General features: G+C 35.0%; 10 protein-coding genes, 2 rRNA genes and 1 pseudogene. 5 read left to right on the top strand and 8 right to left on the bottom strand.

Going from position 1 to position 13,345, the window contains the following annotated elements; genetic code table 11:
- A 23S ribosomal RNA gene (locus FTT99_RS05175) occupies positions 1-276 on the top strand; the annotation flags it as partial.
- 196 nt (positions 277-472) lie between these two features.
- A 5S ribosomal RNA gene (gene rrf / locus FTT99_RS05170) occupies positions 473-587 on the top strand.
- A gap of 368 nt (positions 588-955) precedes the next feature.
- On the opposite strand, the gene FTT99_RS05165 is transcribed toward rrf, so the two are convergent.
- The 7 genes from FTT99_RS05165 to FTT99_RS05135 form a co-directional block, all read right to left on the bottom strand.
- Positions 956-2,575 (bottom strand): UvrD-helicase domain-containing protein, encoded by a 1,620-nt coding sequence (locus tag FTT99_RS05165; RefSeq protein WP_005134232.1) that lies wholly within the window; start codon positions 2,573-2,575, stop codon positions 956-958.
- Positions 2,572-4,443: an ATP-dependent endonuclease gene (locus tag FTT99_RS05160; RefSeq protein WP_099143604.1), complete on the bottom strand. Its 1,872-nt coding sequence runs from the start codon at positions 4,441-4,443 to the stop codon at positions 2,572-2,574. The genes FTT99_RS05165 and FTT99_RS05160 overlap by 4 nt, the downstream gene beginning before the upstream one ends.
- Positions 4,444-4,460: 17 nt before the next feature.
- A complete protein-coding gene (locus tag FTT99_RS05155) occupies positions 4,461-7,901 on the bottom strand; it encodes a DEAD/DEAH box helicase family protein (protein ID WP_180072139.1) in 3,441 nt (1,146 codons plus the stop codon).
- 32 nt (positions 7,902-7,933) lie between these two features.
- On the bottom strand, positions 7,934-9,097 hold the full coding sequence (locus FTT99_RS16605; RefSeq protein ID WP_180161282.1) for a restriction endonuclease subunit S: 1,164 nt from the start codon (positions 9,095-9,097) through the stop codon (positions 7,934-7,936).
- Entirely contained in the window at positions 9,094-10,575 is a 1,482-nt protein-coding gene (locus tag FTT99_RS05145; RefSeq protein WP_180072143.1) for a class I SAM-dependent DNA methyltransferase, read from the bottom strand. The genes FTT99_RS16605 and FTT99_RS05145 overlap by 4 nt, the downstream gene beginning before the upstream one ends.
- 117 nt (positions 10,576-10,692) lie before the next feature.
- The gene (locus FTT99_RS05140; RefSeq protein WP_180072146.1) at positions 10,693-11,013 is read right to left on the bottom strand and encodes a hypothetical protein; all 321 of its coding nucleotides are present in this window, start codon (positions 11,011-11,013) and stop codon (positions 10,693-10,695) included.
- Positions 11,014-11,015: 2 nt separating this feature from the next.
- On the bottom strand, positions 11,016-11,384 hold the full coding sequence (locus FTT99_RS05135; protein WP_180072148.1) for an antitoxin Xre-like helix-turn-helix domain-containing protein: 369 nt from the start codon (positions 11,382-11,384) through the stop codon (positions 11,016-11,018).
- Between the two features lie 192 nt (positions 11,385-11,576).
- On the opposite strand from FTT99_RS05135, the pseudogene FTT99_RS05130 reads away from it, so the two are divergent.
- Positions 11,577-12,183 (top strand): annotated as a pseudogene (locus tag FTT99_RS05130) (HAD family hydrolase).
- A 40-nt stretch (positions 12,184-12,223) separates the two neighbouring features.
- On the opposite strand, the gene FTT99_RS05125 reads toward FTT99_RS05130, so the two are convergent.
- The gene (locus FTT99_RS05125; RefSeq protein ID WP_180072150.1) at positions 12,224-12,430 is read right to left on the bottom strand and encodes a helix-turn-helix domain-containing protein; all 207 of its coding nucleotides are present in this window, start codon (positions 12,428-12,430) and stop codon (positions 12,224-12,226) included.
- An 84-nt stretch (positions 12,431-12,514) separates the two neighbouring features.
- On the opposite strand from FTT99_RS05125, the gene FTT99_RS05120 reads away from it, so the two are divergent.
- A complete protein-coding gene (locus FTT99_RS05120; RefSeq protein ID WP_180072152.1) occupies positions 12,515-13,003 on the top strand; it encodes a hypothetical protein in 489 nt (162 codons plus the stop codon).
- A 129-nt stretch (positions 13,004-13,132) separates the two neighbouring features.
- Positions 13,133-13,327, top strand: a complete 195-nt coding sequence (locus FTT99_RS05115) for a DNA-binding protein (RefSeq protein WP_180072154.1) — start codon at positions 13,133-13,135, stop codon at positions 13,325-13,327.
- Positions 13,328-13,345 lie beyond the last annotated feature (18 nt).

Below are 13,345 nucleotides of genomic sequence, written 5' to 3'. Positions count from 1 at the left end.
TGGAAATTTGAGAGGATCTGCTCCTAGTACGAGAGGACCAGAGTGGACGAACCTCTGGTGTACCGGTTGTGACGCCAGTCGCATCGCCGGGTAGCTATGTTCGGAAGGGATAACCGCTGAAAGCATCTAAGCGGGAAGCCTACCTCAAGATAAGATTTCCCTTGGACTTTATGTCCACTAAAGAGCCGTTGAAGACTACGACGTTGATAGGTTGGATGTGGAAGTGCGGTGACGCATGAAGCTGACCAATACTAATTGCTCGTGAGGCTTGACTATACAACACCCAAACAGTTGTATGTAAAGCATCAATTGATTCACATATAATCAATCAAACTTGATTTAGTTGAAAAGCTAGATAAAATGAACACCTTAAATTAACTCAAGTACTTCTGTTAATAACTCATTTGGTAGAAAACTTAGCACGAAGAGCACTGCTCTGAGATTAGACTAAGCAAGTATCCATAACAGTTGTGCTGGCGACAATAGCAAGAGTGAACCACCTGATCCCTTCCCGAACTCAGAAGTGAAACCTCTTAGCGCTGATGGTAGTGTGGGGTTACCCATGTGAGAGTAAGTCATCGCCAGCTCATTATTCGAAAACACCCCCTGATACGTCAGGGGGTGTTTTTTTATGCACGAAGAAAAAGGGAAAGTTATCAAAATAGAAAATAATAAGAGAAGCAAATTCAAAAAATAAGAAAACGAGAGATATTTAAAGAAAATAAAACTAAAATGCTCATACATCCATCTATATCATTTTAAAATCTTTTGCTAATGAAAATGTGTAATAAATCAATATAATAAAATCATTTATCTCTTTAATTGTATATATCACCAATAGTAGTCCACTAATTCCAATTAAGAGTAGTCCACCGATTCCAATTAAGAATAGTCCACCGATTCCTGATTAATAGTTCTAGAGAAATCTCTAGATCCAAATTACATCTAAGAATAGCTACATAACTCCTAGATCAACAATATGCTTGTTCAATCTTTCAATACATAGGAATTCAGATTTATTTGCATTCATCTCTTTAAACACGTTATTTTCTGATTTTACTCTTATAGGCATATCTACTAAATAGCATAGATTTTCAGCTCGTGTGATCGCAACATAGTGTAAATTTTTATCCCCTTCTAAATCGCTAAAAGTCCATTGACCTTGTTTCTTTGTTTTACGTGGCAATACCCATTGTTCCAAACCAAGGTGGATAACAACTTTAAACTCCAAACCTTTTGACTTATGAATTGACATTATTTGTAATTCATTTTTATTATGTGGTTTATATTTTTTCAACAAGAATTCATCATTAAAAATATTTTTTGTTGCCAAAATAAAATTTTCACAATCACCTTTATAATTAGTTTTATTAATTAAGCCTTTAATTATTTCACAAATTTCATCAGTATCATTTTCAGTTCTTATTTTTTTAACTTCAACCTTAAAATCATTTAATTTAATATTAATAAACCTAGACTTATAGTTCTCATATATTGAGTAACTTGAATAATTCTTACAAAATTTATATAAAATCAAATCAGAACATAACTGTGCAATATAATGATTCATACTATCAAGAGGATCATCTTCGTAAATTCTATAACTATGACGCGTATTCAAAGCATAATGCTGAACCGTTGCATTATTAGCTGCTAATATCACAAAATCTGAAAAATCAAAATTATTCTCATCTTTAATTTTTTGTATAAAATCATCTAACTTAGCGTATCTATGTTTTCCTGAATTATTTATATGCAATCCAAATATGTTTTTTTTATCAATTTCTTCTAGATCTATACCTTTTAAAAAAGCTCTAGCATATAAATCAATAGATGGGTCACATCTATGGTTTTGATCAATAGCATATTCTTTAAAATCGTGCTCATTTACAAGCGAAGTTAAATTTTCAGGAATAGCATCACGCCATCTGTAAATTGACTGATCAATATCTCCTACCGCTGTAAATTTCAACCCTAGTTTTAAAATTTCTAGAAAAACTAGATGTTGTCCTGATGAAGTATCTTGATATTCATCTACAAACAAGTATTTATATCGAGATGATATGTATCTTCTACAGACTGATGAATTTTTAAGTACAAACAAAGCTAAAGGTGTTACTGTTCTTTGCCATATTTTTCCACTTAAAAATAATCCCTTAAAAGCATTATCATTTTCTATATCTTTTAAATATATTTCTCCATTCGCAAACTCTTGTACAAATGGAATAGATTCTTCTTCCGATAAAATACTTACGATCTCAATATCATCGTTCTCATTGCCCCATAGCTTTGGCAAAAAAGGTCTAATAATTTCATTGATCAGAAAGCCATCTATAGTACCTAGATAATTGAGATTTGAACTTATCGTCTTCTTTTGAAATTTTCTTCTCAACTCTTCACTAGATTTTCTGGTGAAAGATAATCCTATTATTCCATTATGTCTTTTTAACTTTTCACAACATAAACTCATTTTATTAATAAGAACGGTAGTCTTTCCACTCCCTGGACACGCCATGATTACCGAATTATTTTCAATATCTTGAATTGCTTTTATTTGATCATTCGTCAACTTCATAACAAGACCACTTCTTTGGCAGTTTCAGAGTTCGTATTAATAAGAACTGGAGATTCAGTGTCAGTGTCAGATTGTTTTAATAATAAATTTATTAAGTACCTAATCGGCTTACCAAAATCACTTTCATAAATTTTTTCAAAGCCTTTCTTTTCTAATTTAGCCATTAATATTTGCATATTTAGGGCTTTGCTTTTTTTGAGAAAATCTACTGCACTATTATTATTTTTTTTACCTAATGCCTTCTTAATTTCTTCAGAAGCAACACTTACTAAATCACACTCTAAATCTATATTAGACATAAATATGCCATGTGCATTTATCGTCTTTTCAAAGGCTTTCCACCGTTTATCACCCAAAATATTAACTCTATTTAAAGGGTAAAGACTATGCTTCCATTTTTCGGAATCTCTATTTAATATTCCATAGCATCTATTAACTCCTAGATATTGCCATTTTATACATTTTTCATCTGTATAATTAATTTCAATTTTCTTATATACATAGCAAGGATTTAAAGAGTCATTTTTATTAAAACCATGAACTTTGCAATTCATTTCTACAGTACTAATATCATTATCAGTTCTTAATGAAAATGGTATTTCTAGAGCTCTTAAAACGGCTGCAAATACTTTAAATTGAATTCCTCCAACTGCAAAAACGGATAAATTGTAGTAATCAATATCAACTTTATTTTTAAGCAACAGTTCCTTATATAGAATTTCTTCAGATGGGCCCTCAACTAAAAAAACACCACTTGAAAAAAATGCTTCTGCAGGGATAATGCTCATCCTATAACCTAATTCTTCCCATGCTTTTTCTAGTTCTTTTGTACAACCATTACTGGCCGCAATTGTAGAGAAATCTTTCTTAAATAATCTAATAATAGAACTTGGCGAAAAACTTGAGGCTATTTGCGGAGAGTGTGTTGTTATTAAACATTGACTTTGTAATTCTGAAGATAAATAACTAGCTAATTTTCTTTGTTGATGTGGGTGTAAATGTGCCTCTGGCTCCTCAACAACATAAAACACTACTTCATCATTTGAATCGTGTTCAAATTCGCTCAGTGCCTTCCATAAAGCAATTAAAATTTGATTATTACGTCCATCACCACCCAACATAACATTTGAGCCACCGCTCATTGCCCCTAATTGTAATTTATTAATAAAATCATCCACTTCTATACCACTAGCATTTAGTTTTACATCATAATCATCATGGGCATAAGCTAATTTCTTTAATTCTAAATTAACTTCTTGAGTAGCAGTTTTTACATATTCTAATTGTGCAACTTTATCGTCTAGGTCAACCAATTGCTTAGAAATTTCTAGTACGTTTTCTCGATCAAGCTTTTCTTGTTCTTCAGTAATCTTTGTTTTGGAGATCCTAAGTAATTGTTTTTTCTCTTTAGCAATAAATTTGCTTAAATCTCTTTGGGAAGAAATATACTTTAAATTGATATATTTTAAATAATAACGACTTTGAATTTCAGATAAGTCTGTCTCATTTTGACCAAGATATAATTTATAATCTAGATTTTCTTTAGAAGCCATGTATTTAAAAACACATTCTCCATCATCACTTACGTGTTCTTTCAAAATGGATAATGCAGCTTCTTCTTTAATATCAAAGAATTTAATTATGATTTCTAAATTTTCAGACTGGACACCACCCTGTACATGAAAATCCAACTCTGATGGCTCTATATCCAATTCAGAAAGACTTCTGTCTAACATGAGGCGTAATGCATAAATGAGATTAGTTTTACCAACATCATTTTCACCAATAATTAAAGTGTTATTATTAAAATTTATTGTCGCATCTTTATAATTTCTAAAACCTTTTAGAATTACTTTATCAATTTTCATCATTTTACCCTTAATTATTACGCCACCGCTTCATTAAATGCTTCAACAACCCCAAATATGTTGTCAGCATCTGCTTCGCTAAACACACCGTCAATTCCTTCATAGTGGATTTGATTGAAAGGTGGTTCATAAAGTTGTGCCGCATCCAGTACACCGTTTTGAGTCAAATGCTCAATTAGCATTTCCACAAAACGTATTTGTTTCTCGTTATACGTTGAGCCTTGCAAATACTTAGAAAAAGCTTCCTGAACCGCCTGACGCTCTAATCCGACCAGAGAACGAATGAAGAGAGGTAAGGATTTTTCAGTCCCAAAACATTCTTCAAATTTATCTCGGCTTTCAACTTCTTGCGCTTCAAAAACAAAGCGTTCTAACTCACTTAAATCAGTCGGTGTAAGAGTCAAACCACGTTTTAACTTTGCAATAGTAATATGATTTTCATTCGCTTTGATGAAACTTTCTACACGCTTACGGTACTGTGCAAGATTGACACCACTTGATACGACAGGAATATCAACCGCTTGCATATCTCCAATTTCATCATCAAGCATGGAATACACAATAGTCGATGTGGATTTTTCAATCAGTTTCACCAAGCCACGAATACGTTTACGCATCGCCTCAAGCATGGGCAAGGTAATGGCTTTCCAATATTCAACGGTTTGAATGTCTTGAATTAGCGCAATCTGTTCTGCAACAACAGGAATATTTTCTTTGCTTTCCAGTTTAGAAGCAATTTCAATCACTCGATTGGCATAACTCTGAATCGCTGTATTGTTCTGTTCCAACACAGCTAGTTCAAGGTTATAACACAACATATCAAACAGTTTGGCCTCTAAGGTTTCAGGCTCAAGTTGATTCGGTAGTTTAGAGATATGTTCTCGTAATGTTCCTATCGCAAGGTCATCTAAGTTGTTCCAAGCATCATCATTTTTGAAGTGTTCAACATGCTCAAGTTCAGACTTCACAATGAAGTTCTCATTGTTCATCGACTTCACTTCATTCTGCAAACTCTGACGCATATCTTGCTGCACAGCTTTCAATTCATCTGTTTCATCGTCCTTCGCATTCAGTAAACTCAGGATATTTAAACGTGCTTTAAACAAGCGTTGTCCGAGTGGTTCTGTGGTCGATACAGGCGCACCATCAGGGTTTTCATTGAAGTATTCAAAATTCGAGCAGTAGTCGAAAATAAAGAATTCTTTTTTATGTTCATCAGGGGCGAATAGATCTTCACAGAGGCGTGTGCCACGCCCAATCATCTGCATAAACTTCACTTTAGAACGTACAGCTTTAAAGAATACTAAGTTGACCACTTCAGGTACATCAATGCCTGTATCGAGCATATCCACTGAAATCGCAATCTGTGGCTCAGGTAAATCTTTCTTGCTAAAGTCATCAATTAAGCTTTGTGGATACTTAGTGGCATGGGTAATGACACGGGCAAACTTGCCATCATATTGCGGATAGTTTTCATTGAAGCGATCAGCAATAAACTGGGCATGTTTTTGATTGACGGCAAAGATAATTGTTTTACCCAGACGATCACCGCCTTCGGTTTTAATACCATTTTCCATCAAGTGCTTGAGCATTAAATCAATCGTGCCTGTATTAAACAGCTCTTTATTAATCTTGGATGCTGAAACTTCTTCAGGCGCATCTTCATCGCCCCAATTTAGACTATCCCAATGTTGTTTTTCTTCTTCGGAAAGTTCGTCATATTTCACGCCTTCACGCATAAATTTAAGCGGTACAGAATAGGCTTTGGGTGGTACGAGATAACCATCAGCAATGGCTTGGTCAAGATCATAGTAATCGGTTGGGACACCGCTTTCTAAGCCAAACAGTGCGTAGGTATCACGGTCAACTTCATCTCGTGGCGTTGCGGTTAAACCGACAAGTAAACTATCGAAGTATTTAAAAATCTCACCAAATTTTTGGTAAACGCTACGGTGTGCCTCATCAACAATAATCAGGTCGAACATGCCTGTACCGAATTGGCGTGTACCATCGGCATTTTTTTCGTCTATCAAGCCGATCATGGTTTGATAGGTAGAGAAATAGACTCGACCGACTTGGTCTTTATCTTCAAGCAAATTGACGAATGAGGCATCTTTTAAATTGGCTTTAAAGGCATTGTGCGCTTGATTGACCAATGAAGTACGGTCAGCAAGGAATAAGGCTTTTTGCACCACATTGGCTTTCATCAACACATCAACCAATGCAATGGCGGTACGTGTTTTACCTGTACCTGTTGCCATGATTAGTAAGCCTGCACGTTCTTTACGTTGATAGGCTGCAAGCATGGCTTTGATGGCACGAGTTTGGTAGTAACGCTCGACAATAGCTGTATTGATCGGAAAGCTGCTTAAATCAGGGTTGTTCTTACGTCTTTCGATCAGACGCTTGAGTTCTGCCTGCGTATAAAAACCATGTACTAAGCGTGGTGGGCCACCTTGCACATCATTCCAAATTCGGGTTTTGTAGCCATTGGTATAGAATATGACAGGGCGTTGTCCTGTTTGTTGCTCTAAACAGTCTGCATAGAGTTTGGCTTGTTGTTGTCCAATATCAGGGTCGGTCGATGTGCGTTTGGCTTCAACCACCGCCAAAGGCAAGCCATTGGCATCATACAGCACATAATCCACTGCACCTTTACCCGATGGACTTGGCATACCTGTTACAGCAACTTCCTCTCGAACCGATGTACCTATTTCCCAGCCTGCTTCTTCAAGCATGAGGTCAATTTTAAGTTTTCGAGTTTCGTCTTCTTTATAATCGGTAGGGTCTTCGATTTTGCTGTTGGCAATCTTGGCTTGTTCAACGTCTGCACGTTTTTGTGCAAGTTCAGCATCTATATTTGCAAGTAATTTTTCACGCTCTTCTAAACTTGCGGACAGTTCAAATAATTTTTGTTCACGTTCCCGTAAAGCTTTATGTTGTTCAGCAAACTGTTTTTCTTTAGCTTTTGTTTCTTTTTGTAGTTGTTCTTGGTTGGCGGTGATTTGCTGAGTATTGTCAGCATTTGGTATTAGTTTTGGGTTAAATAAAATCGACTGTGAACGATCTTTTGATGGTGAACCATAGTTGCGTTCAAACCAAACATACATCAGGAATAAATGGCTGATGTGCTTGACGGTTTCTTCGGTGGTGAGTTGTTTGAACTTTTTCCCATGTACGGCACTGTTGCCGACCATGCGGATATTATCCATTTTGTCCCAAATATAGGGTGGAATCAGGTCTTTAAATTTTAGATCATTAAGTAGGTTGTGTAGTGAAGCATCATAGGGTTGGGTCAGTTTTTTATCGTATTGATACAGCCACAGTACAAGGTTTTCAAGCGATGTACGAGCTGCTGCAAGGGCAAATTGTGGGGATATATACGTGAGCTTTTCGGCTTCTTTAGCCGTAGCTGCCAAGCTTTTAAATTCAGGTTCTAAAAACTGAAAGTTGCTCATGTATATATTCCCTCATATTTTAAAATTAAATGTTATAAAGTGCCGTTAAATGCTTGGTTTTGTAATGAACTAAATAACTGATTTTGTATATTTAGTTGTTTATAAAGATTTTGCTTTTGATCTTCGATCTTAAGAGCAATTTTAGCCCATACTTTTTGAAGTTCTAAAGGCGGTACACCTATTACTAAGTTATTCAAAAATTCTAAATTCACCCCTGTCTGACCTGCTGAGCGTTGTGAGTTTGCAATGACTAGTTGCTGAATAGATTGAACAGCTAAAAGATAAAATAAAAAATCATTATCTAACTCTGCTTTTGGTTCAGCTTTCATTAAGGCTACATTGTATGCGCCTTCTAACCCTCTTAAAATCTGAAAAACAGGTGGACCATATCGACCAATCATCACGTCATTACGCTTGAAAAACCTACGAGCTGAATCTTTAGGTATAAATGTAAGATACTTATCGGTTCTAAAATCCCTGATTTGAACTAATCGAACATAGCCCTCTTTGCAAGTATCAGAAAATATACTTTTAGGTGGTTGTGAGCCGCCAGTAAATTTAATAATTGATTTAAAATCTTTTAGCGGAAAACCTTTCGTATTTTGAATAGGATCACCAAAATAATCATAAAAAGTTGATTGCAACAGCTGATCTAACTTTTCAATCGCTTGCTGACGTTTTTGGCGTAACTCATCCGCTTGATCTAAAATAGCAGCAATTCGGCGTTGTTCTGAAAGTGGTGGGAGTGGAACCAAAAACTTTTTAAAATCGTTTGCAGATAAATTGGGTTGCGCAGCACCATTTTGATAGTTATCTAACTCTTTTGTACACAGAGAACTTGCCAAATAATGCTTCAAATATTCAACATCAACTTTGTCATTTCCTCGCAAAATAACTAAAGAAGATGCTAAAGCTCCTTTATTATCATCACGGATTACAGCGAATTTACCAACAGAACCTCTTAAACAAAACAAAATGTCATTTTTTTGAATCTTGCCACTACTTAAACGATCATAAGCTTCTTCAGATATATAGTTAAATTTTGAAGAATCTAATACCCATTCATCTGATAAACATCCAGCATTTATAAATGGAATTCCTGCATCCACAAATGAATCTTTAGACGGATAGTTTTTCCCTCTATCACCATTAATGAATTTTGCTAATTGACCTAACGGAATTAAAGGATAGCTCACTTTAGCATCTCCTTAAGCGCCGCCATTCCTTTTAAAATATCCTGCTCAAGCACTTCCAAATCCGCCAAAATTTTATTTGGTGCTTCATATTCCACTTGCTCATACACCACTTCTTTATAACGGTTAATCGACAAGTCATAACCATTGGCAGCAATATCGGCTTTATCTACCAAGAAACTTTGCTCAGTCGCTTTACGGTCTTTTTCACCCTCTAAATTTTTAAAACGAGCAATAATGTCAGGAATGTTGTTATTTTCATGCTTAGATGCATCTAGCTCGTTACGCTTATCATCAAGCGAATAACCATCCGCCTGCATATCATAAAACCAAACTTTGTCCGTACCGCCCGACATGGTTTTGGTGAAAATCATAATGGCAGTTGAAACCCCAGCATAAGGCTTAAATACACCAGATGGCATCGAAATAATGGCTTCAAGCTTTTGTTCTTCTACAATCTTTTGACGCAAATCCTTATGCGCTTTCGATGAACCAAATAACACGCCATCAGGCACAATCACCGCAGCACGACCGCCAGTTTTTAACAAACGTAAAAACAAGGCTAAAAATAACAATTCGGTCTTTTTGGTTTTGACTACGGCTTGAATGTTCTTGGCACAGCTTTCATTGTCCAAACTGCCTGCAAATGGAGGATTGGCAAGGATCAGACTGTATTTTTCCGCAATATGTGAATGTGCTTCACTTAAAGAATCACGGTTTTCAATTCGTGGGTTTTCAACACCGTGCAGCATCATATTCATCGAACCAATACGAAGCATGGTGCTGTCAAAGTCATAACCAAAGAAAGTTTCTTCACTGAAACGCTTAGCTGCTTCAGGATTGGCAAAAATCTCTGTACTGTGATGATCGTTTAAATACTCACTTGCAGCGACTAAAAAGCCTGCTGTACCACAGGCAGGGTCACAAATGGTATCTGTTGGTTTAGGCTGCATCAGCTCCACAATCATCTTGATGATATGGCGAGGCGTACGGAACTGACCGTTTTGACCTGCTGAAGCGATCTTACCGAGCATGTATTCGTAAATATCGCCTTTGGTGTCTTTATCATCCATTGGTACATCGGCAACCAAATCCACCACTTTGGTTAACAGTGCAGGCGTAGGAATGGTAAAACGTGCATCCTTCATATGATGGCTGTAGGTGGTTTCGTCTTCTGCACCTAAGTTTTTAATGAAAGGAAAGACTTCATTGGCAACGGTATTATATAAAGTTGCAGCATCGCCTAAAGTAATAAACTTTGACCAACGAAGATGATCTTGCTCAGGCGTAAAAATTGGATGTTCTACAGCAGTTTTTAAGCGGTTAGCTTTCTTTTCTTTCGTAATCTGAATTTCATCGAGTCGGCGAATAAATAGCAAATAAGTCATTTGCTCCATGACTTCTAAAGGATTGGAAATACCGCCACTCCAAAATGCGTTCCAAATCTGGTCAATTTTGCTTTTAATTTCGCCTGTAATCACGTAGATGACTCTCAAATTTCTTTGTATCTATTGTGTTGGATTTAAGGGGGAAAAGCTATGGGGAAATAAAGAGGGGCGACAGTTTTTGCCGTTTGATTTAGGTTGCAGTCTAAAGCTCTAATTTTTTTCTACGCATGTATAAAGTTCATTTTCTACAAGTATTTGATCGTACTTACACCCAGCAAGTTGAATATTTTCTATAGCACTCAGTATAGCAGTATGAAGGTTTTCCGCTGCTCTCATAAATTCTAAATATAGATTGTCATTAATCGAACATAGTAAGGCATCATTACAACCTGATTCAAATAAGCGATCTTCGACACACTTATCCGTAGTATTTAAATCAGTAACATAAATTGTGAAACCGAATTTTTTATGGATGTCTATGATTAAATCCTCAATAATCTGGTTTTTAAATAAAATTGCTTTTAGGCTCATGGTTAGCGTTGGATGAGCTCAACAAATTGTAGACAAGCCACTAAACCATTCATGGTTTCAATTTGTTCAAGGGGAATTCCGCCTGTTACTTGATTTCTAGAGCTAAGAAATAGTTGAATCGTTTCCTGATCACCACCACTTAAATTATATAAAGCTTTAAATAAGCGTATAATTAATAATGCTCTTTCTCCTTGTTGTGAGAAAGGGTCAAGTTGACCTTCTGATCTTAATTTATGTATTTCTAGTTCAGATATACCTAAAATCATAGCTAGTTGAGTTTGAGAAAGATTGAGCTGTTCAGATGCTTTGAAAAATGCTTTTGCTAAAATTCTTTTTTGATCCAATGATTGCCTAGATGATGGTGTATTCATATCAATAACTCATAGCACATTTGCTTTTTCATTTTGCTGGTAAGCGTATAGCTCCAGTAACATAAATTGTAAAATCAAACATTTTACGTCCATAATTAAATCTGCAATTATCTGATTTTAAAATAAGATTGTTTCTTAGCTCATGTCTAGACTAAACTAAATATTTGCCAATGCACATACGGTTAGAATGCTATGTCCTATCAACCTAAAGTCATTATTTCTGATGCTTTTGGAACACTGGTAAAAATCGATCTCCATATCGTAAGTTAATGAAATGGTTGAGAGACAATGGAAGAAAGCCAAACATGCAAGATGCCAGAATCATCATGTCCCATGCTGTAACTATTGAAAAGTTAGCTCTACATTTTGGTCATGTCATACCAATACAACTTTTGGATGAAATAAATGATGATCTTCAGTTTGAACTCAATACAATTGAATTATACAAAGATACGATTTCTACGCTTCAAAACTTAAAAAATAAGGGCTTTAAAATCGCACTGTGCTCCAATTTAGCTATGCCTTACGGTGACAAACTTAAAACACTGCTAGCAAATCATTTTGATGCCATTTTTTTAGTTATGAACTCGGTTATATAAAACCTGAACAACAGATTTATGAAGTTATTCAAGCTCAATTTGGCTGTGAAATGTCGGAAATACTATTCATTGGAGATCATCCAATTTTAGATGTAAAAATGCCTATTTCTCTAGGAATGTCGGCAAAATTAATAGAAAGAAATCGTTCGCAAAACCTTATGGATGTATTGCAAAATTTACTAACAACACCACATGAATGATCATTGGTTCAAATCAACAAAATTTCAGATAGTTATAGCGTTATGGCAGTAACTCCTTCGCATTCACTTCGAGAGCCTTAGCAATTTCATAAAGTTTGCATACAGTAATATTAACCTCTCCACGTTCTATTCGCCCTAAATAACTACGATCAATTTCACAAACGTGAGCAAGGGATTCCTGACTAATCGACTTTTCTTTTCGAAGTGTGCGTATATTTTGTCCTAATGATTTAGATAACTCTGACATTTAGCTCTTTCGCCTAAAAGACAGACTATTAAATTTTGATGCTTACAACTCCACGGACTATAATCCTCATTTTGAAAATTATTTATGATGTCTTCCTACTTACCATTAGGTCTCGAATTTCTCTCAATTTTTGAAAAAAATAAAATTGTAGATTGGCAAGCAAAACATTTTTGGGAAAAAATGCCATTTGATGGTGAATATAATAAAAATATATTTAAAGCTAAGATGTACCGTGGGTTAAATATTTTAGTCCAACATAAATATTTAGAAAAAAGAAAATCATTAAATAATAAAAATGTATATCTCTATACGGGTACGAGTAATATCGAATATTTGATTAATTATCAATACAATAAAGAAATGCAAATTCAATTAGATAAACAAGTATTTGATATTAAAAGCAATATCAAAATTCATGAATATAAGTTGAATTATGTTAATGAGCTTATATCTGAAAAGATCTTGGCAGAAAGACATGTATCAAAATATAAGAAAGAGTTACATAAACAGCTTTTTGAACTTAACTTAAAACTAGATGTCATACATTCAATTTTAAATCAATACAAACTATAACAGCTTATAAATATCGACATAACAAAAAAATATATTTAGTTATTTCAATAATTTAGTTGAAATTAGAGCTTGACTAGCACTCACTTTTTATTCTAAATTTCACTCAAATTTAGTCAGTTTTAGTCACGTATGATCAAGTCTATTCAGGAAGTAAAAGAAGATTTTTCTTCAGCAGGGATCTCGATCGCTGAATGGGCGAGAGATAATCAATTTTCTCCAGATTTAGTCTATAGGATTTTCAAAAACAATAAGATACCGAAACGTGGGGAAAGCCATAAAATCGCTGTGAAGTTAGGAATTAAGGAGCAAAAAGATATGAAATAAAAAGTAAGTTTATATTTT

It is taken from the genome of Acinetobacter sp. YH12040, from assembly GCF_013420005.1.
Classification (GTDB): Bacteria; Pseudomonadota; Gammaproteobacteria; order Pseudomonadales; family Moraxellaceae; genus Acinetobacter; species Acinetobacter amyesii.
This window is presented reverse-complemented; position numbering and strand designations above follow the sequence as displayed.